The sequence below is a fragment of the Streptomyces sp. NPDC005820 genome, from assembly GCF_040630255.1.
Lineage (GTDB): Bacteria > Actinomycetota > Actinomycetes > Streptomycetales > Streptomycetaceae > Streptomyces.
This window is the reverse complement of sequence record NZ_JBEXXE010000025.1, coordinates 22,396-41,450: the sequence shown is the minus strand read 5'-3', so window position 1 is coordinate 41,450 and position 19,055 is coordinate 22,396. Positions and strand designations below refer to the sequence as shown.

Genomic DNA, 19,055 nt, shown 5'->3' with positions numbered 1-19,055 from the left:
GGCGGATGGGCCGCGTTCCCGACGCCGAGGACGGGTGAACCGGGGGTGGACAAGGGTGGACCCCGACCGGAAGAGACGTTTTTCCACAGGCTCCGGGGCCGGGGTTGGCCAATTGTCGGCGGCGTCTGGTTCGCTTGAGACATGGAAATTCTCTGGGTCCTGATGGCTCTGATCATGATCAGCTTCGTGCTGCTGCCGTTCCTGCGGCGCCGGCGCGGCATGATCGAGCAGGTCCCGGCGGGCCACCCGGACGCCGCGGACCCGGCCGACTACGGCTTCGTGCGCACGGAGGAGCTGGACATCCGTATGCCCGGCCCCGACCAGGACCTGCTGGACGTCCTGGACGTGGTACAGCACACCCAGGACTACCGGGCGGCGCAGCAGCTGCTGGCCGGCACGGAGATCGAGGGCGAGCTGCGCTGGCAGCGGGTGCAGGCCTTCGCGGGCGCGGCCGCGCTGGAGCTGAAGCAGCGGCCGGGCGGGGTCGGCGAGGCGCCGGGCGGGCAGTGGCTGCGCGTGTGGCGGGCGGAGGCGCCCAAGGACGCGGGCGGCGCCGCGGTGCACGCCGAGTTCCTGGTCCAGCAGGCCTGGCGGACGTCCACGCCGGGCACGGACGACTTCCGGATCATCATGGAGGAGGCGAAGGACGCCTGCGGCCAGGCGGCGCTGCTCTCCCCCGGTGACCCGGTGCCGTACATCGTCGAGCTGTCGGTCGCGCGCGGTCTGCACTACTCGCAGTCCGAGTTCGAGCAGCTGTGGCTGAAGATCCTGGACCGCGCCCCCGCGCACATGGGCGCGCACCTGGCGGCCCTGCACTACTGGTGCGAGAAGTGGCACGGCTCGCGCGAGCTGGCGACCTCGTTCACGGAGGCGGCCGCGGCCCGCGCGCCCCAGGGTTCGCTGCTCGCCGCGATGCCGCTGTTCGGTGTCTTCGAGCATCTCCCCGAGGTCAACCTGGTCAGCAGCTTCTACCAGAGCGAGGTCGTGACGAAGGCGATCCACGGCGCCCTGTTCACGGTGCACGCGGCCCGCCCCGACGACCCGATGCTGGCGCACGTCCGCCATCTGCTGATCTTCTTCCTCGTCCGCAGCGAGCGCTGGGCCGAGGCCATGAACCAGCTGATACACGTCGACGGCCATGTCGGCGCCCTCCCCTGGACCCTCTCCCCGGACCCGGCCGGCGAGTTCGCGGTCTACCGGGCACTGGCGGTGGCGGGCTACGAGGCGAACGGGGGCAGCCCGGCGACGCTCCCCCACTGACCGGGGGGACGGGACGGGGGGGGGACGGAATGAGGGGGGGACGGAATGAGGGCGGGGCGTGTGCGGCTGTGGGGTTGGGGGTGTGCGGCCGGAATGCGGGACGCCACCGAGGCGTTCGCCGGACTGCCGCCCACAGAAAGCTCGGCGCGCCCGGCCCCGGGCGCCGCAAGCGGTTCGGCGCCATCCGGAGACGAAGGAGCCCGCGTCATGCTGTTCGGCCGTACGCCCGTCCTGCCCACCGCCGAGCAGGCGCTGGAGGGCCGCCCGCAACCGATCTTCACGGTGCCCGACCGCCACACCGTCCTCGGCACCCCGCTGCTCGGCCCCTATCCCGAGGGTCACGAGGTCGCCGACTTCGGCCTGGGCTGCTTCTGGGGAGCCGAGCGCATGTTCTGGCAACTCCCGGCCGGCGTGTGGACGACCCTGGTCGGCTACCAGGGCGGCCACACCGAGCACCCCACCTACGAGGAGGTCTGCTCCGGCCTGACCGGCCACACGGAGGTCGTCCGCGTGGTCTTCGACCCCGCCGTCGTCTCCTACGAGCGCCTCCTGAAGACGTTCTGGGAGTCCCACGACCCCACCCAGGGCTTCCGCCAGGGCAACGACGTCGGCACCCAGTACCGCTCCGCGATCTACACCCACACCCCGGAACACACCACCACGGCGGAGACCTCCCGCACCGCGTACCAACAGGTCCTGACGGCCTCCGGCCACGGCACGATCACCACGGAGATCCTTCCGTCGGAGGACCGCACCTTCTATCCGGCGGAGGCTTACCACCAGCAGTACCTCTACAAGAATCCGGCGGGGTACTGCGGGGTCGGCGGGACGGGTGTGTCCTGCCCGATCGGGGTGGTCAGGGCGGATGGCTGAGCCCTTGTCGCCGGAAGTCACGGCGACGCTGCGGGCGCTGCTGGCCGGCTCGGATCCGGTGAGCAGCGCCCTGCTGGCCCAGATTCCCCACACGCGGGTGGTGGGCCGGTGCGGTTGCGGCTGTGCGACGGTCGACCTGCGCGTGGACCGCACGGCGGCGGCTCCGGCGCCGTCGCACGACAATCCGGCCGTGGACGCCGGGTACACCACCCCGCGGGCAGCGGGTGTCATGGTCTGTACCGAGGACGGCTATCTCTCGCTCCTGGAGATCTACTCGGTCTCCGACGAGCCGATCACGAACTGGCCGGAACCCCGCTTCATCGAGCGATGAGCAAGTGACGGCGCGCGCCGGCAGTCTCTCTGGGCCGCCACAGCCCAGGGAGGGACTGACGGACAGTGATCCGGCACCAGCGGCCACGGACAAGTAGCCGATGTGAGCCGGGTGTCCGACGAGGGCTGCTGCCGTGGCGCCGACAACTCGCACGGTGCCCGCCACCCACAACCACCAACGCCAGTCGAAAATCAATGGTTGCCTGAACTGGCCGGCCCCACGCTGTACGCCATGGAAGAACCGCACGCGGGATCCGTGCGGCCTACGCGGAATCCACCATCACCGTCTACCCGGCATACTCCCCGGAGATCGGCCTGCCCGCCGCCCACGAGGGCCGCTTCCGCGACGGGTGGAAGCGGGACAGGATGACGTGGATGATCATGCCGCGTTCATAGACCTCAACGGGCGCATGAGCAGATGGCTGGCCAGGGCTGGCGCCCGTTAGGGACGTCGACCGCTCGCCGACAAGCAACGAGGTTAGCGTTCGGCACCATGTGCTCGTGGATCTAGGAGGATGCCCTGCACCATCACACGGCAGTACTATGGGCGGCTGGTGGCCATGGCCGGGGAGGCGGACTCTCTGAGTTCCGTTGAGTGCCTTGACGAACTGCTGATGGACTGACTCAGTCCCGTCAAAGCTCCTCTCGCCCGTGAGCGGCTCCCTGACGGCGAAGAGCCGGCGGCTACCGAGGACCCCACAGGACCGCTGTCCCGCATGAGGCTCCGGTCACTGCGCTGTCAGTCGAACGCCACGACCAAGCGGACCCCGTCGTCACCGAATCGGCCGGCCAGAGCCTTCATCACAGCGAAGACGTGCGGCCAGTGAGTCTCCGAACCCAAGACAGCGCCCGCGGTCAGTGGTTCGTAAACGCAGACCAGATCGTCGGTGGTCCACTCAACACGTTCTGAAGCTTTGCGACAGTCCAGAGGCGGCACGCCCACCAGGGACAAGAACTCCGACGGCCACTGATGGGATACCGGCTGGCGATGCAGTGTCGACGGCAGTGACTTTTTGTACCAAGTCACGCGGCCGACGAAGTGCTCTGGCCCGGTCGCAGGGTCGAGGGAGGTGAGCTCCCCCCAACTGACCCAACTCGCACAGTCCATCTCGCCCCGCTCGATCCACGAGCCCAACTGCGAGCGCATACCGCTCGACAGGTCAGCGGGAAGACCACGAGCGGGTGCAAGCGGCGGGAAGCCTGCGTAGTTGCGCACTCCGAAGAGAAGGCCAAAGGCCGTGTAGTCGGTCTCGTCATACAGCGGCCAGAGATCCATGGCAGTCACCCACGGCTCGCCGTCATAGTCTTCGGTGCCAGCGTAGGTATGACGAAACTCGATCCCGCCGTAGATGTCCGTGCCCATGACAGCGCACCCTAACGGTCCTGGCCTGCACGAGGCACATCACTATTGAAGGTCAGCGACAGAGCCGGTCAGTGATGCGCAGACTGCCGCGTCCCCCGGCCTTCGTGTCGGTTCCAGTCAAAGGTCTGTGAACGCGCATTGACATGAGTCATCAAGCCGCGTTGACAGACCACTGCGCGTCGGCTGGGGAAAGGGGAGCCGCTGCGGCTCTCAGAGGCCGGCTGGGTGGCTGGAAAGCCAGTCTGTGTGTTGGTCACGCACACGGTCACGCTCTGCAGGCGTGGCAAGGATGACGTCTGCGCCGCCGTCGTAGGGATGGTAGATGCGCTGCAGTTCCGTGTCGGCAACGAAGACTTCGACGACCGCCTCGTCCGCGACGGCTCGCAACAGCCCGTCGAGGCAGCCACGGTTCCACCGATGGCGGTCGGCGTACAGACGTGTATGGGTGTGGAACGCCGGGTCGGGGTCGTCCTTATCCGGCTCTGTCCACCAGCGGATGCCGTTGGGGTGCAGTATCTGTCGTGGTGTTGGGTAGCCCGCGGGCCCGGCCGGTGTGTTCGACCAGTCCATGGTCACCACGAACACGTCCGTGCCCGCGAACACGCAGGCCGGACGAAGCGGACGCCGAGGGTGGGCGGCCAGTGCGTGCACGGGGAAGCGTGAGCGAATGAACGCGCGGGGGACAAAGGAACGGCTGTTGTAGACCGCGACCGACGTGGCTCTGGTGTGTGCGTACGTGCCTGCCACAGCCAGAAGGCCGCGTTGTTCGGCGTGGACTACCAGGAACGGGTGTCCGACTCCGAAGAAGGCCCAGTCGTCGGTGGGATGTTCGTCGGAGGCTGCCATGCCCGGATCCTCTCAACTGCCTGGCTCCGCGCGGTAGCCGCGTCTCTGACGGTACCGACTCAGCGCACTTCTGGGAGGATGCCGTGTGATCCATTACCTGCGGTTCTTCTTCGAGGCCGGCGTAGACATTCCGTTGTGGCCGGAGGACATGGGCAGCCCGTACGGGTATCCCTGCGAGCCGGAGCGGCTGCCCGTCAGCCCGGCTACCCGGGCCGAGCTGGCGAGGTTGTCCAGGTCGTATCAGTCGTCGATTGACTGGGACTATCCGCCGAATCCGTCGCCGTGGTCCGATGGGGAATGGCAGGTTTTCAAGGAGCACGCGCACACCGCCTTGGAGGCTCTGCGCCGCGAGTTGGGTGCGGGCTGGGTGGTTCGGGACGAAAGCCTGCTTTGAAGGCGGCAGGATCTCCGCGCAAGCGGCACAGAGTCGGCGTCGCTCCAAGGAAGGAGCGCCGTACAGGTGAAGAGGGCTGCGAGAGAGCTACGAGCAAAGCTTCCGGCCTGTTGGGCTTGCCAGAGGGACCGCAGTGGGGACCGCTCACTGCGCTGCCTCGCGGGGCTCGGGACGCGTGGGGAGGTCCTTGGGCCGGCCAGGTCCCGACCGCTGAGTGACCGGGCGGGGACGGTGGTGTCCGTTCCCGTGCGCCGGTTCGTCCTGCCAGTCGTCCGGCGGTGCCATGAGGACACGCAGCGACCGTTCGTCGAGCCACTCCAGTCCCAGTACCTGACGGCCGAAAGGCCCTGGAGCGTGAGGGCTCTCTGTGGGGTCAGTCGAACGCCACGACGAGGCGGACGCCGTCATCACCGAAGCGGCCTGCCAGAGCCTTCATCACGGCCAAGACATGGGGCCAGTGAGTCTCAGGGCCCAGAACAGCTCCGACGGTCAACGGTTCGTACACGCACATCACTTCGGCAGTGTTCCATTCCACGCGTCCCCGTGTGCTGTGCAGGTCCGGGGGCGGCGTGCCCACTGCGGCCAGGGCTTCCGACGGCCATGGATCGGGCACGAGCTGTTGGTGCAGGATCGAGGGCAGCGATTTCGTGTGCCAGGTCAGCCGGCCGATGAAGTGATCCGGCGTGGTCGCGGGATCCAGTGAAGCAAGCTCCGCCCAACTGACCCAGCTCGCGCCGTGCAGGTCTCCCGCCGCGACCCAGAGCTCGAGCTGCGAGCGCATTCCTCTCGACAGATCGACGGGAAGACCGCGGTCTGGTGCGAGCGGTTGAAAGCCCGCGTAGTTGCGCACTCCGAAAAGACAGCCGAAGGCCGCGTAGTCGGTCTGGTCGTACAGCGGCCAAAGGTCCATGGCGGCCACCCATGGCTCACCGTCGTAGTAGTCGGTGTCGGCGCCGGGGTGACGAAACTCGATGCCGCCATGGATGCCCGTACTCACGAAGCGGCACCGTAACAGCGCCGGACTGGACAGGCACCCGCATTTGTCGGCTGATCAGCAACGGAGACGGGCCGTGTCCCCATAGATGCGCAGGATGCAGTCTGTGAAGAGGCCCAAGGGCGGGCTCCCGTCCGAAGGGTGCAGGGTCAGCCCCAGATCCATCAAAGGCCGGAGGGCCTTCGCGTGCCGGCTCCCGTCAGGGTCGGGGCCCTGTACTGCCGCCCACGCCTCGAACAGCGGACTGACGGGCTCCCAGCCCGGCCCAGGCGAGAAGTGGCACAAGAATGTCGGCTGATCGATGCCGTACGCGCGGAGTTGACCAATCCGTACCTCTCCCTGCATGAGCCACCACATCCTGGTCACCCTGGGCCCCTCCCCAGATGGGCCAGTAGTTCGTCGTCGGCGGGGTATGGCTGTTCCTGCGGGAGGAGTTGGGCAGCGGAGTCCGGATCGCCCCGACCGACGAGCGCACGGATTTCGCGGGCTAGCGGGGTCACGTCACTGATGGACACGATCCACTCGTCCGCGTAACGCGACGATGCCTCGCCCGACAGCCCCAGTTGCAGCGAACGGTGAGGCAAGGGACGTAGGTTCAGGTCACGTTCGGGATCCCACTGGACGCGGGACGGTGCCCGCTTGAGGTCACGCTGCCAGGTGCTGCGGTCGGGATGCAGCCCGCGGACGTAACTCGACAGGCAGGAGTGACGCAGTGCCCAGTCGAAGCCACCGCGATCGATCTCGATGGCAAGAACGGTCTCCTGTCCGGCGCTCGTGCCCCAGTTGGAGCGGTACATCATCCACAGGAAGCTGGGTTTGATCCACGTCATGCGGTCAGGCTTCCAGGCGGCGGGAAAGCGGCCGTCGCGGATGGCGGGCATTCCGATTTCAGGGGAGTACGCCTGGTAGACGGTGATCGTGGCTGCCGTGTGGAGCGCACGGATCCTGCGGTGCGGTTCTTCCATGGCGTACAGCGTGGGCTCGGCCGGCTCAGGTGGCCAGCGGTTTTCGACCGTTGCCCGACGCGACGGAGCACGCCGGCGCGGCGGTACGCATTCGCCCGAGCGGCCGAGCAGCGTCCGTCTCATGGAGCGCCATCCCAGCGATGCCCGGTCGTGGCGGGTACCGGTGGGGCAGGGCGAGCCCTGACTCACCTGGTCTGCCGCGAGGCCCGTCGCAAGGCGTCCGACACGGTGAGGAACAGAACGGCGTCCGGTACGTCGGAGACAGGCACCCGGACCGGTTTGCGCTCACCGGTCACGACCACGCAGATGGTCGACCCCATCAGCTCGACCTCGCTGATCCTCTTCCAGTCCGTGACAGTGCCCCCGTGCTCGAGCCCGGCCAGGCCCACCGTGAACGGTCCGAACGCCACCCGCTCGCCGGTCTGCAACAACTCGCCGAGTTGGGCCATTCGGGCCGTGGCGTCCTCTTCGGCGATCCGGTTCTGGATCGCGACCCAGCCGTTCGCGATCAGGGCGCCGATTTCCTGCGCGTCGGGCGTGTCACCCGACACCGTGAAGTTGCCGGCCGGCGTCTGGACGTCCACGGAATGCGTGGTGGACATGGTGACCCCGTTGCGTACGAGGTCCGTCGCGTGTCGCTGACATCCGGTGATCTCGTCCCAGGCCCCGGCGATCGGGGACTGCGCACCGTACTGGTACACGACACCGTGCTCGAAGACGGCGCACCATGCCACCGGTCTGAACCATGCGACCAGGGGGACGGCGATCGCCCCGAGGAAGGTGCACCCGCCGAGAATGATGAAGAGGATCGCGTTCGTCCACTCGCTCTCACCGCTGATGACGAAGATCATCATCACGCACAGCGCGGTGACCAGGAGCAGCATGAACGAGCCCCACCAGGACACCGAACTGGTCCGTGAGCGAAACGCGTACAGACCGGCGCCCAACTGTCGCTCCGCCGCCGCCCCCGGCACGGTCGCCGGGATCTCGTCCCATAGGTTTCGGGCCGTCATCGCCACTCCCATCGCACGCCGTTGCACCCCAACAGGCCTATGAACAAGCCGAGTTGACGGTCCGAAATATTGTCGAGATGCTACGACGTCTGGCTGGAAAGCGGTAGACGGCTGTCGTCCTCCTGGCGTTGACGGTCCCCGGCCGTGAACGGTTGTGGACGAGGCTGGACATGGATCATCAAGCCGCGTTCACAGACCCCGACCAACACTGCGGCGGGGCCCGAGTGGGGCTACTGCACCTCGATGCCGAAATCCTGAACGAGTTCCTCCAAGTCGCCCGTGTATCCCTTGCCGCCCGGCACGAAGTCCCAGTCCACGACATGCCCAAGACGTTGTAGTCGTCCGGCAGCCGAGTGTCCGGCACGGAGGGCGTCGGCCATGCTGAGGCCTGCGACAACGCAACCTGCGTGTTCAGCTCCTCCGTGGCCCGTGGAGCCGCTGCCTGCCGGTACTCGCGGTGGCTCTGAACTCGCCGCTAGAGCCTTTCGAGCAGTCGTCTCCTGCCGCAGGGCTGCTCCAACTGGCCTTGCACCATCTGAACGTTCTGCCGTCTGAGCCTGATCACTTCCAGCCGTAGAGCTCTCGAACACGGCTTGACACGGAAGCAAGCCGCGCCCGCAACCCTTTTCATGCCTGGCGGCGACGGGGACCCACTCACCGGGTTGGCATGCCGCCGTGCGGGCTGTTGACCACCAAGGGCAGTGATCCTTCGGCGAGGTAGAAATGTCCGGGGAAGTAATCGATGTGGAGGTGACCGCCGTCTTCGGCAGTCGCCATGTCCCGCAGATTCTCCGCGAGTACCGCCCTGCCGGCGGAGTCGCCGCTGATCACAAGGATCTGCCGCTCGGCGTCCCGGCGAATGAGGACGCCGGGGCCGGAAGTGCCTTTGACCTCGACTCCAGCCAGGGCGTTGCCGCCCGGCGCTTGGATAGAGCCGAGCAGCCCGTCGCCCTGGGCCACGGCGTTTGCCAACCATGTCAGCTCTTCCGACGATGCGGACAGATCCACTTCGCCGTACTCGGGGTCGCAGACCAGTCTCACGGGCGTCACTCCTTCAGCGTCGGACTCCGATGATGCCTGTCCGCCAGGACGCGAGTCATGTCGCCGAGGCGGCGAAGACAGCCGAACGCGAAGCGCACAGTGGAGATATGCGTCTTACGTCGAGGCTTGACCTGAGTCATCGAGCCGCGTTCACAGACCCCGTCACCGTGCGAAACCTGTCAACGAGCCTGGAAGATCCGGTTCAGGTGAAGATTCAGGATCGCGGTTGCGGACTCCGGGCTGCGCTGGCCGACGAGGATGCTGGTGCCGAGTCCGGCCGACATGGCGAGCAGGCTCACCGCTTCGGCTCTCGCATCGATTCCAGGCCCGGTGAGACCGGCCTCTTCCGCCTGCCGGAGAAGCTCGGTGAGGGTGCCCTCGGCGGCATCCGGGTTCGCGATGAAGGGCTGGGCGGCGAGGGCCTCGTCGGTCACTGACAGGACGGCATACGAGGTGTAGAGAAAGTGGAAGGTGCGGCTCTCCTCATCGGTCGGCAGTGCCGCCATCAGAAGCGCCTCGATCACGGCGCGTGGGCCCGGACTGCTCCCGGCGGCTCGAACCCGGGCGGCAACCCGCTCTCCGAACCTCTCCGTCAGATGGTGCAGCCCGAAGAGCAACAGCTTTTCCTTGGTCTCGAAGTAGTACTGGACCAGCCGCAGTGACACACCGGCCTCCGCCGCCACGTCGCGCATCCCCACGGCGTGCAGCCCGCGTCGCCCCGCGACCCTGACGAGCGCCTCGGCGATCTCGGTTCGTCGTTGTGCGTGGTCCACGCGCTTCGGCATCGGTCGCGCCTCTCGTCCGTCTGCGCCTGTTGCTCGGCCATTTTCATGATACAGCTGTATCAATTTCATGGTACGGTCGTACCACGATCGAGTTGTTGCCTCTGGAGGTGGCCTTCCTTGCCCGAGACCACGACCCGCGAACGCGTGCGACCCGATGTGGGGCGGTATGTGAGCGACGCCCTTCGTGAGCATTACTTCTCCGCGTGCGACGCCGTCTACGCGATGGGTGCGCCGGCTGTCGCGCAGGAGGACGTGGAGACCAGCTTCGGGACGACGCACGTCTACCGGTACGGCCCGGGCGACCCGGCCGACGCCTCCCGCACCCCGGTGGTCCTGGTGCATGGCGCCGGCAGTTGCTCCGCGATGTGGTACCCGAACACTCCGGCGCTCAGCGCCGAGCGCCCCGTCTACGCGATCGACACACCGGGCGATCCCGGCCGCAGTGATCAGCGTGAACCCGTTCACCAGCCCGAACGTGCCGCCCAGTGGCTGGACGAGACACTCGCCGGCCTCGGTCTCGACCGTGTCCACCTGGTCGGTTCCTCCTACGGAGGATGGCTCGCCCTGAATCAGGCACACCGCAGGCCCGCACGCCTCGCCTCGGTCACCCTGCTCGACCCCGGCGGCCTTGAGAAGGTCGGCCTGCGTTTCTTCGTCTGGATTTTCGTCAGTCTCTTCGCGACCTTCGCGCCCACGGCGCTGCGCCCTCGACTGGCGGCCTGGCTCGAGCAGCCGGTCCTCGTCGTGCCGCAGCTGCGCGCGATGATCAGAGCGGGCGTCCGCGCCTACCGCATTCGCCGCCCGGCTCCGCTGCCGCTGTCCGACGAGGAACTGTCCGCCGTCCGCACCCCGCTCTATCTGGTGCTCGGCAGGCGAAGCCTTCTTGTGCATCCGATGCGGCAAGTGGAGCGCGTTCCGCGGCTGATACAGGGCGCCCGGGCCGAGATCGTCTCGAACACCGGTCACGGACCGCAGATCGACCACGCGGACGAGGTCAACCGCCGGATGCTGGGCTTCATGGACTCGATCGACTGACGGGCGCGCCCCCGGACGGGGCAGACTCCATCCGTGACCAGGGTGCGTCGTGCCGACCCGGTGATGTCAGGAGACCTTCACAGGTCTCCCGAGGGTTCCGCTCGTTGGGCCTGCCAGAGGGATCGCAGTGCGGCGACCGCTCGTTGCGCTGCCTCGCGGGGTTCGGGACGCGGTGCGGAGGTCCTTGGGCCGGCCAGGTCCCGACCGCTGAGTGACCGGGCGGGGACGGTGGTCCAGTCGGCTCGGTCCACCACGGCGACGTGTCCGTTCTCGTGCGCCGCTTCGTCCTGCCAGTCGTCCGGCGGTGCCATGAGGACACGCAGCGACCGTTCGTCGAGCCACTCCAGCCCGAGAACCTGACGGCCGAACTCGTCCTCGATGAGAGAAGTGACCGCGCCTGTTTTCAGGTGCAGAAGCAGTAGCTCCCCTTCGAAGAAGTAGCCACCGTCGTACCCGCCGGTGCCTATCGCGAGCAGCGGACGCCGGGGGTGGAAGGCCAGCGCGTGCACGGGGAAGCGTGAGCGAATGAGCGCGCGACGGACGAAGGAACGGCTGTTGCAGACCGCGACCGGCGTAGCTCTGGTGTGCGCGTCGGTGCCTGCCACAGCCAGAAGGCCGCGCTGTTCGTCGTGGACGACCAGGACCGGGTCTCCGACTCCGAGGAAGGCCCAGCCGTCGGGGGGATGTTCGTCGGAGGCTGCCATGCGCTGATCCTCTCAAAGAGAGGCTGCCCATCAGCCCGGCCACCCGTGCCGAGCCGGCGAGGTTGTCCAGGTCGTATCGGTCGTCGGTCGACTGGGACCACCCGCCGAATCCGTCGCCGTGGTCCGATGAGGAATGGCAGGTCTTCAAGGAGTAGGCGCACACCGCATTGCAGGAAACCGTTCTGGCGATCGAGATCGGCCCGGAGGGGTTCGGGTGGGCGCTGCGGCCTGCGTGTCCGTCGCGCCATGTGCCGGAGCTGCACGGTGACCACGTCGACCGGAAGCGGCAGTTGCGGCGGGCGTCGCCGTATCCGGTGGTCGAGGACGTGCTCGCGTATCTGCGGCGGTAGACCGGCCTGATCGGCTGCCGTTGTCGTTTCGTGATGGTCCGGGCCAGGTCCGGTCACACGGTGAGCCCAGCCTGAACCGCAACGGCTTCACATGTCACGCCTGTCGGAGGGGCATGGGCGCCGTGCACAGGTACTCGATCATGGGAGCGGGAATGCGACGACTCGGAACCACACTTGCAGCACTCATGCTGGCAGGAGCCGGGATCGCAGGAGCGGCGGGGACGGCGCAGGCCGACACCGACGCGTCGGCAGTGTGTGAGACCGGGTGGGGGAGCCTCGAGAAGCACGTGTGGACCGGTGGTGAGGACGGTGGGAGCTACAAGCCCCCGCTGGTGGACATCAGGACCGGTCAGCACGAGTGCTTCGACCGCATGGTCCTCGACTTCAAGGGGACTGCGGCCGGCCCGATCGACTACCAGGTCAAGTACGTCGACAAGCTGGTCACGCCCGCTTCGGGGGAGATTCCCGTAGAGGGCGGGGCGATCCTCCAGATCGCCGTGGGTCCGAACTACGACCCGTCGACCGGATCTCAGTCCTATCCGGGGCAGCACGGGCAACCGCTGCCCGGAGTGGACATCACGGGCTACAAGACGTTCAAGGACACTCGCTACGCCGCTGCCCTCGAGAACGATGTGCGGATCGGGGTTGGCGTGCGCGCGCGGCTGCCGTTCCGGGTGACGCAGCTGGACGATCGCCTCGTCATCGACGTCGCACACTCCTGGAACGCCACCTCCTGAGCCACCCGCGCCGAAGGACTGTGAACGAGGCTTGACGTGGGTCACCAAGCCGCGTTCGTAGACTTCTTGCGCGGCTGAGACGTTCCGAGTCGTCAGCCTGGGGACCCCATGGGAGGAGTATCGATGACCGATGTGCCACAGACACACGAGGACGTCGTCGCCAAGGCGGTCGAGGCTTTGGGCGGTATCTGGGATGCGCAGCGAGCCGCGACCACATTGCGCGACTCCGGGCACGAGCCGGTCGACCAGCGGGCCGCGGAGAAGGAAGCGCGGCGAGTTCTCCGTCGGCTTGAGTCGAAGGGCGCGTTGGTGAAGATCGATCCGGTCCGAGCCGTCTACAGATCAGCCGTCTAGTGCTGTGGCCGCATAGGTTCAGTGGCTTGGTGGAGCGTCGGCGGGAGGCGCGGGAGGCCGGGGGCGGGGCGGGGGCGGGGGCGGGCTACGGTCTCGGCATGAACGACGTTGAAGTCGCCTCGCTCCTGGCCGGATGTGGTCGCTGCCCGTACCCCGGGGTGTGGCAGGGCTCCCCTTTTGCGCAACGCGCGGTCGACGGTGCGCAGTATGCCCTGGTCGCGGTCGACCCAGGGCTGAGCGCGCTCGCCCTGCGGCGTGATGACGGCTCGCTGTGGTGTCTGCCGGAGGGCGGTGTTCCGCAACTGGTGAACTCCAGCGTTGAGGCGTTCGTCGCCTTCAACCGCGCTTACGAGGAAGCCGCTGCCGAGGCCGCTGCATACGAGGGCCCCGGGGACGGTCTGGGTGACGACGAGGCCGAGGACCTGGCTGAGCAAGCCGCCGACGCGCTCACTGAGGCATTGCTGGAACGGTTCGGGATGCTTGACGCCGAGGCTGTGGCCGACGAGAACTCCTTCTGGCACATCGGGGCCGAGGAGCTGGGTTACGGCATGAGTGTGTGACCTCGCGGAACATCGGGGAAGGCCGCTGAAGCTGCGATGGCGAGGGGCGTGCGTCCCGGCGAATGCCCCGTAGGTTCACCCCGGTCGCGCGGACCGCGCTTGGATGCCTGCGTGTGCCTGGCATGATCGCCGACGTGTTCGAAGAGAAATGGGATGCGCTCGTGCGGATGACGGCCGAGCACATGGCCATGCCGTTCCCGCCCGGCTTCCGCGGACTGGAGGTCGAGGATCGAGACATGGTGATGCTCGACGCCGACGCCCAAGGCTACGCGGCGAGCGTCGTGAAAGGACCTCTCTCCGAAAGGCACCGTGAGGGCCTGACGCGGCTCCTGGCGGTGTTCGACAAGGTCCTCCCGGCGATCGACGACGAGTACGCGACCAGGTACTACACGCACGTGCGCGGCATGGCCGTGCTGGCCGCCGAGGTCGAGAATCTGCGCGAGACGTAGTGCTCCGACCGGGAAGGGTCGGTGGGACGGCTGCTCCGACGGTTGGATGTGCGGTGGCGGCCGTCCGAGCCACAGGGCTGTGAACGCGGCTTGGCGTGGATCGTCAAGCCGCACCGATCCAGCGGTGATAGGCGTCCATGTCCACGTTGTTGCCGCACACGATGGTGACCATGTGCCGGCCGGCGAAGCGGTCACGGTCTTCGAGGATCGCCGCGATGCCGAGCGCGGCCGACGGTTCGACGACGAGGCCGGCGTGGTCGAGGAGCATCCTCATACCGGCGATGATCGACGCCTCCTGCACCAGGACGGCGTCGGCGGCGACCAGGAGAAGGTCGTTCAGGACCGCCGGGATGGGGCGCCGGCCGGCGACGCTGTCAGCGATGGTCCTGGTCGAGTCGGTGGTGACGACGCGCCGTTGGCGCCACGAGCGTGTCATCGCCGGTGCGCCCAGCGGCTGGACGCAGATCACCTCGACCTCGGGTGCCGATGCCTTCACCACATGGCCCACGCCGGTGGCCAGTGCCCCGCCGCCGAGGGCGATCAGGACGGTGTCGAACGACGGTGCGGTCTCCACCAGTTCCAGCCCGATGGTCGCCGCGCCCTCGCAGGTCTCGATGTCCAGGCTGTCCTCGAGCAGCCGGACGCCGTCGTACCGTGCGATGGCCGCCGCTCGCTCGCGAGCCATCTCGTGGTCGCCGTCCACCAGCTCCAGCCTGGCCCCCAGGGCGCGGATGCGATCAAGCTTGGCCGCGGTCGCGAAGCGGGATGCCACGACGGTGACGTCGAGCCCGCGGCCGCGACCGGACCAGGCGAGGGCTTGGCCAAGGTTGCCCGCGCTGGCGCACACCACGGCTCGCGAGTCACTCTCGGCGAGCAGGCTCGCGACGACCTCGGTGCCGCGGGCCTTGAAGCTGCGGACCGGGTTCGCCGTTTCGAGCTTGATGCTCACCGTGCACCCGAGGGCGGGTTCCAGCGCCTCGCAACGGTACAGCGGAGTGTCGAGAAAGATGGGGTCGATCATCCGGCGTGCCGCCCGGATCCGGGCAGTGTCGAGACGCGTCTTCTGCACGGCACAGGAGCGTAGCGCCGCCGCCGACGGAGTAATCGTCGATTCCTGGGCGGCACAGGCTCGCCGCGGCGGGAGTCGAGCCACGGGCGCATGCTGGTTTGGGCCTCGACCCGGGAAATACGTAGGCGCGTACGTAACGTCACCGACGAGGCTGTCAGCGCGCCCCTGGTTGGCTGAGCCCCCGGCAAGAGGATCAAGGTGTTCCGGGCCGGCGGGAGAGCAGGCGGATGGTCGTGGGCAATGGTGGTGACGGGCTCAATCTCGGTGCGAAGCAGGGAGATCATTCCATTGCGGGTGTCGCGGGTGGGCTTGCGCAGATGGCGCGGCGGTTCGCGGTAGGGCTCTACGCCGCCTACATGATCATGCTGTTCGTCAATCGACCCGAGTCGGCGCTCACCAGGGGCGTCGTCGCGAGCGCCATGATCCTCGGCCTGTTCGCCATCCGGCCGGCATGGCTTCGGGTGTCCGCCAAGTTCCGGATCAGAAGGTGCTACCTCTACCGGGATGGTCTGGCCGTCACCGACTGGTTCGGCCGTGTGCACCGAGCGGTGGCGTGGAGCGACGTGATCGAAGTGAGGCGGACCGTCGCGTTGTCGCTCGTCATGGCCTTCCACCGGATCGAGATCTCGCCGCGCGGTTCCGCAGTCGTGGCGTTCGTGGTTCTGGGACAGAAGCCCGCCCTGGTGGAGGCGTTGCTGAGCCAGGCGAGAAGGCACGGTGTCCTCCGCTGAGAGCGGCGCCGGGGGAACCTCAGATGCTCAGCCTGTCGGGTGGGAGGCGCGGTCCGGCGGTGGGGAAGCGGGTGGTTCGGTCTTCCCCCTGTTGCCGGACCGTCTCGGGGTCAGCTCTCCGTGCGGGTGGGCAGTCGCCATCCCGGGCGGGGGAAGTGGCAGGTGTAGCCGTCCGGGTAGCGCTGCAGGTAGTCCTGGTGCTCGGGTTCCGCCTCCCAGAAGGGGCCGACGGGCTCCACCTCGGTGACGACCTTGCCGGGCCACAGGCCGGAGGCGTCCACATCCGCGATCGTGTCCTCGGCGATCCGCTTCTGCTCGTCGTCCACGTAGTAGATCGCCGAGCGGTAGCTGAGGCCGATGTCGTTGCCCTGGCGGTTCTTGGTGCTCGGGTCGTGGATCTGGAAGAAGAACTCCAGGAGCGCGCGGTAGTCGGTCTTCTCGGGGTCGTAGAGGATCTCGATGGCCTCCGCGTGCGTGCCGTGGTTGCGGTACGTCGCGTTCGGCACGTCACCCCCGGTGTATCCGACCCGGGTCGCCGTCACGCCCGGGAGGCGGCGGATCAGCTCCTCCATCCCCCAGAAGCATCCGCCCGCCAGCACGGCCCTCTGCGTCTGCGCAGCCATTACGGCCCCTCCAATGTCTGTCAGTTCGGTCACTCGGGCTACTCGGCTCGCACACCACCGGCATCCCCTGGCCACTGTCCTCAACGCGCGAGGCTGCCCAGCGATTCCTTACCCGTCCCGGGCGTGTCCGAGCGCGACCCCGGTCACCTGCGGGTCGGAGGAGAGTCGTGGAAGTCGGTCCCCGGGGTGGGCGGCCGGCGACGGGCCGCGTCCGACTGCGGGAGCAGCCATGGCCGCGGTTCCCGGGACCGCTCCAGCGACCCGTCGTCCGGTCAGTCGCCCCGGTCGGCAGCGATCGTGCGTACCGCGCGGGCGCATGCCGCCCACCGTGCTCCGTCTCGGGTGCGCACGACCTTGATCGGTGGTTCCGTGCACCTCGCACCGTGCCATGTGCAGCGAGCTTCCCGGAAGGAAACGCTCCTGGGGTCGAGGCCTTCGGGAAAGTCCGGCCACTCGTCAATCGACGTCACGACACAAGGCTAGCCCTGGGCGGAGCGTCACACAGCGATGTCGGCGGCGTCGGGCTCGTACGGCATCGGCCCGACCGGCACGGCGAGGTAGCGGAACTCCCCTCCTGCTCCCTCCACTTCGGAGTACGGCTTCCATCTGCTTGCAGCCGGGGGCGGCTGAACCCAGGGGGACGCATCGTCGGTCACCATGATGGCGAGACCGTTCTGGTCCGTCCTTCACGATCGCCCCGACGGCCGGGAACAGCCTCCCCGAGGTCCGGCTCGCCCCGGGAAGCGCGACCTCGTTCACGCCGGTCTGGCAGGGGTCGTACGGCCACCGCCGGTCCCTTCGGGGTCAGCGTCGTACCGGTGCCTCGATCGCGAGGACGCGGTCGCGCAGGACGGGGAGCTCGGAGCGGATGCGGGTGACCTCGGACAGGGCGAGGTCCGCCGTCACCGTCTCCTCCGTGGTGCCGGCCTCGCCGAGGACCGTTCCCCAGGGGTCGATGACCATGCTGTGTCCGGCCTGCCGCATGTCGCCATGGGTGCCCGTGGCGCAGCAGGCCAGCAGGAAGACCTGCTCCTCCAGGGCCCTGGTGCGGGTGAGGAGCTGCCAGTGGGTGAGCCGGGCCGCGGGCCAGGCGGCGGGCACCGCGATCAGTTCCGCGCCCGCGTCGAGCAGGCCGCGGAAGAGTTCGGGGAAGCGGAGGTCGTAGCAGGTGGCGAGGCCGATCACGCCGAGGTCGGTGGGGACGGTCACGATGTCGCCGCCGCCGCCCATCAGGGTCGCCTCGCCGGTGTCGAAGCCGTACCGGTGGATCTTGCGATAGTGGCCGCGCAGGTCGCCGGCCCGGTCGAAGAGGAGCGCGGTGTTGTACAGGGTCCCGTCCCCGTCCCGCTCGACGATCGACCCGGCGTGCAGCCACACCCCGGCGTGACGCGCCGCGGCTGACATGGCCTCGGCGGTGGGGCCGTCGATGCGCTCGGCGTCGCGTTCCCAGCGGTCGTACGACCACGCGCCGGCCGCCCACAGCTCCGGCAGGACCACCAGGTCGTCGCCCGCCCGGTCGCGGACCAGCGAAGCCGCCCGTCGGCGGCGCTCGTCGGCGGAGTCCGACGCGTCCACGGACAGCTGGATCAACGAGGCACGCATGGCTGTCACCTCCGGGACCGCTTCGGCGCGGTCCAAGGAAACGGGTCCTCTACGAGCGTAAGGAGCCACCGGCGCATCCCGCGCCCCGGACCGGCTTACCCCGGCGTCTCCCTGTCCGACCCGCTCGGCGGTCGCGCCGCCTCGGTCGTCTCGGCGACACCCGGATCAGTCGCCCCTGGAGGTGGTCAAGAGATCTTGGGCGCGCCGCACGGCTTGCGCGCACGCCCGGCGCAGGCCGGTCCGGTGGCCGGTGTCGTGCCGGGTGCGGATCCGGCGCCAGGTCGTGCGGGGGCAGGGACCCTGCGGGGTGGTCTTGAGGAAGTCGCGGTACGGGACGTGGCGCGGGGGCAGGCCTGTCTCGATCCAGTGGGCGTCCTTGGAGGAGTTGACGGCCCAGCCCTCGCCGGGGATGCGGACGTGGTCGCCGCGGTCGTCCTTGTTCTGCGAGGTGATCTGCAGGACCTTCGCGTGGGCCGGTCCGCGTCCGACGACCACGCAGTAGTGGCGGGAGGTCTCCTCCCGCTCACGGAACGGCACCATCGCCAGCCAGATCTCGCCAGGCAGGGGCCTGCCGCGCTCCCAGCGGCGCAGCAGCCGGCGGAAGACGAGGGCGGTCGCGCCGGCCGCGAGGCTCTCGACGCCCGCCTCGAGGCTCCAGTTGCCGGTGTCCATCTTCTGCCGCAGCCACAGGGCCTCCGCGAGACAGAGCCCGAGGAGCAGCAGCCCGCAGGCGACGACCTGCGGGAACCGGCCGGGTCTGCGGCGGCCCGAGGACCCGACGATGGCCGTGGCGGTGAGCAGGGAGACGAGCACCAGCAGGGTCAGCTGGGCGAAGTCGGGGTGCTGCGGGGGTGTCTGGGCCGCCATCAGGTCGTACATCCAGACCGGCAGGGTGAGGAACTCGCCGACGATGACGAGCAACAGCACGATCCCCAGGCAGCCGAACACGCGCTTCCCTCCCCCCGTTCGTCGTCCGT

25 protein-coding genes are annotated in these 19,055 nt (G+C 68.3%); 12 read left to right on the top strand and 13 right to left on the bottom strand.

The window, feature by feature from the left end:
* Positions 1–141: 141 nt before the first annotated feature.
* The 4 genes from ABZ464_RS28800 (at position 142) to ABZ464_RS28785 (ending at position 2,859) form a co-directional block, all read left to right on the top strand.
* A complete protein-coding gene (locus ABZ464_RS28800; protein WP_359281209.1) occupies positions 142–1,260 on the top strand; it encodes a hypothetical protein in 1,119 nt (372 codons plus the stop codon).
* A gap of 207 nt (positions 1,261–1,467) precedes the next feature.
* Positions 1,468–2,133, top strand: a complete 666-nt coding sequence (msrA, locus tag ABZ464_RS28795; RefSeq protein WP_359281207.1) for a peptide-methionine (S)-S-oxide reductase MsrA — start codon at positions 1,468–1,470, stop codon at positions 2,131–2,133.
* Positions 2,126–2,464, top strand: a complete 339-nt coding sequence (locus ABZ464_RS28790; RefSeq protein WP_359281204.1) for a hypothetical protein — start codon at positions 2,126–2,128, stop codon at positions 2,462–2,464. The genes msrA (ABZ464_RS28795) and ABZ464_RS28790 overlap by 8 nt, the downstream gene beginning before the upstream one ends.
* Positions 2,465–2,715: 251 nt before the next feature.
* Positions 2,716–2,859 carry a DUF4291 family protein gene (locus ABZ464_RS28785; RefSeq protein WP_359281482.1) on the top strand — a complete coding sequence of 48 codons (144 nt, stop codon included), beginning with the start codon at positions 2,716–2,718 and terminating at the stop codon, positions 2,857–2,859.
* Between the two features lie 343 nt (positions 2,860–3,202).
* On the opposite strand, the gene ABZ464_RS28780 is transcribed toward ABZ464_RS28785, so the two are convergent.
* Positions 3,203–3,826, bottom strand: a complete 624-nt coding sequence (locus ABZ464_RS28780; RefSeq protein ID WP_359281202.1) for a hypothetical protein — start codon at positions 3,824–3,826, stop codon at positions 3,203–3,205.
* 210 nt (positions 3,827–4,036) lie between these two features.
* Positions 4,037–4,672 carry a hypothetical protein gene (locus ABZ464_RS28775; RefSeq protein WP_359281199.1) on the bottom strand — a complete coding sequence of 212 codons (636 nt, stop codon included), beginning with the start codon at positions 4,670–4,672 and terminating at the stop codon, positions 4,037–4,039.
* Between the two features lie 85 nt (positions 4,673–4,757).
* Between ABZ464_RS28775 and ABZ464_RS28770 the strand changes: the two genes are divergently transcribed.
* Complete coding sequence (locus tag ABZ464_RS28770) at positions 4,758–5,066, top strand: hypothetical protein (RefSeq protein WP_359281197.1); 309 nt, start codon at positions 4,758–4,760, stop codon at positions 5,064–5,066.
* Positions 5,067–5,439: 373 nt separating this feature from the next.
* On the opposite strand, the gene ABZ464_RS28765 is transcribed toward ABZ464_RS28770, so the two are convergent.
* From ABZ464_RS28765 to ABZ464_RS28740, 6 genes are all read right to left on the bottom strand, one after another.
* Positions 5,440–6,063, bottom strand: coding sequence for a hypothetical protein (locus ABZ464_RS28765; RefSeq protein WP_359281195.1), 624 nt, complete (start codon positions 6,061–6,063; stop codon positions 5,440–5,442).
* A gap of 359 nt (positions 6,064–6,422) precedes the next feature.
* Positions 6,423–7,025, bottom strand: a complete 603-nt coding sequence (locus ABZ464_RS28760; protein ID WP_359281480.1) for a DUF4291 domain-containing protein — start codon at positions 7,023–7,025, stop codon at positions 6,423–6,425.
* 185 nt (positions 7,026–7,210) lie between these two features.
* Positions 7,211–8,038, bottom strand: coding sequence for a DUF6585 family protein (locus ABZ464_RS28755; RefSeq protein ID WP_359281193.1), 828 nt, complete (start codon positions 8,036–8,038; stop codon positions 7,211–7,213).
* A gap of 230 nt (positions 8,039–8,268) precedes the next feature.
* A complete protein-coding gene (locus ABZ464_RS28750; RefSeq protein WP_359281488.1) occupies positions 8,269–8,418 on the bottom strand; it encodes a hypothetical protein in 150 nt (49 codons plus the stop codon).
* A 274-nt stretch (positions 8,419–8,692) separates the two neighbouring features.
* The gene (locus ABZ464_RS28745) at positions 8,693–9,079 is read right to left on the bottom strand and encodes a hypothetical protein (RefSeq protein WP_359281190.1); all 387 of its coding nucleotides are present in this window, start codon (positions 9,077–9,079) and stop codon (positions 8,693–8,695) included.
* A gap of 179 nt (positions 9,080–9,258) precedes the next feature.
* Complete coding sequence (locus tag ABZ464_RS28740; protein WP_359281188.1) at positions 9,259–9,864, bottom strand: TetR/AcrR family transcriptional regulator; 606 nt, start codon at positions 9,862–9,864, stop codon at positions 9,259–9,261.
* A 117-nt stretch (positions 9,865–9,981) separates the two neighbouring features.
* Between ABZ464_RS28740 and ABZ464_RS28735 the strand changes: the two genes are divergently transcribed.
* Positions 9,982–10,899, top strand: coding sequence for an alpha/beta fold hydrolase (locus ABZ464_RS28735; protein ID WP_359281185.1), 918 nt, complete (start codon positions 9,982–9,984; stop codon positions 10,897–10,899).
* Positions 10,900–10,976: 77 nt separating this feature from the next.
* On the opposite strand, the gene ABZ464_RS28730 is transcribed toward ABZ464_RS28735, so the two are convergent.
* Entirely contained in the window at positions 10,977–11,603 is a 627-nt protein-coding gene (locus ABZ464_RS28730) for a hypothetical protein (protein WP_359281184.1), read from the bottom strand.
* Positions 11,604–11,770: 167 nt separating this feature from the next.
* Between ABZ464_RS28730 and ABZ464_RS28725 the strand changes: the two genes are divergently transcribed.
* The 5 genes from ABZ464_RS28725 (at position 11,771) to ABZ464_RS28705 (ending at position 14,053) form a co-directional block, all read left to right on the top strand.
* Entirely contained in the window at positions 11,771–11,953 is a 183-nt protein-coding gene (locus tag ABZ464_RS28725) for a hypothetical protein (RefSeq protein WP_359281182.1), read from the top strand.
* A gap of 113 nt (positions 11,954–12,066) precedes the next feature.
* Entirely contained in the window at positions 12,067–12,690 is a 624-nt protein-coding gene (locus ABZ464_RS28720; RefSeq protein ID WP_359281180.1) for a hypothetical protein, read from the top strand.
* A gap of 123 nt (positions 12,691–12,813) precedes the next feature.
* Complete coding sequence (locus ABZ464_RS28715; protein WP_359281177.1) at positions 12,814–13,044, top strand: hypothetical protein; 231 nt, start codon at positions 12,814–12,816, stop codon at positions 13,042–13,044.
* A gap of 98 nt (positions 13,045–13,142) precedes the next feature.
* Complete coding sequence (locus ABZ464_RS28710) at positions 13,143–13,604, top strand: SUKH-4 family immunity protein (RefSeq protein ID WP_359281175.1); 462 nt, start codon at positions 13,143–13,145, stop codon at positions 13,602–13,604.
* Between the two features lie 122 nt (positions 13,605–13,726).
* On the top strand, positions 13,727–14,053 hold the full coding sequence (locus ABZ464_RS28705) for a hypothetical protein (protein ID WP_359281173.1): 327 nt from the start codon (positions 13,727–13,729) through the stop codon (positions 14,051–14,053).
* A gap of 103 nt (positions 14,054–14,156) precedes the next feature.
* On the opposite strand, the gene ABZ464_RS28700 is transcribed toward ABZ464_RS28705, so the two are convergent.
* Entirely contained in the window at positions 14,157–15,122 is a 966-nt protein-coding gene (locus ABZ464_RS28700; protein WP_359281170.1) for a pyridoxal-phosphate dependent enzyme, read from the bottom strand.
* A 227-nt stretch (positions 15,123–15,349) separates the two neighbouring features.
* Between ABZ464_RS28700 and ABZ464_RS28695 the strand changes: the two genes are divergently transcribed.
* Positions 15,350–15,853: a hypothetical protein gene (locus ABZ464_RS28695; protein WP_359281168.1), complete on the top strand. Its 504-nt coding sequence runs from the start codon at positions 15,350–15,352 to the stop codon at positions 15,851–15,853.
* A gap of 110 nt (positions 15,854–15,963) precedes the next feature.
* On the opposite strand, the gene msrA (ABZ464_RS28690) is transcribed toward ABZ464_RS28695, so the two are convergent.
* The 3 genes from msrA (ABZ464_RS28690) to ABZ464_RS28680 all read right to left on the bottom strand — a co-directional run bounded on the left by msrA (ABZ464_RS28690) (position 15,964) and on the right by ABZ464_RS28680 (position 19,026).
* Entirely contained in the window at positions 15,964–16,476 is a 513-nt protein-coding gene (gene msrA, locus ABZ464_RS28690; RefSeq protein ID WP_359281167.1) for a peptide-methionine (S)-S-oxide reductase MsrA, read from the bottom strand.
* An 804-nt stretch (positions 16,477–17,280) separates the two neighbouring features.
* The gene (locus ABZ464_RS28685; protein ID WP_359281165.1) at positions 17,281–18,078 is read right to left on the bottom strand and encodes a carbon-nitrogen family hydrolase; all 798 of its coding nucleotides are present in this window, start codon (positions 18,076–18,078) and stop codon (positions 17,281–17,283) included.
* A 165-nt stretch (positions 18,079–18,243) separates the two neighbouring features.
* Complete coding sequence (locus ABZ464_RS28680; RefSeq protein WP_359281163.1) at positions 18,244–19,026, bottom strand: hypothetical protein; 783 nt, start codon at positions 19,024–19,026, stop codon at positions 18,244–18,246.
* Positions 19,027–19,055: the final 29 nt, after the last annotated feature.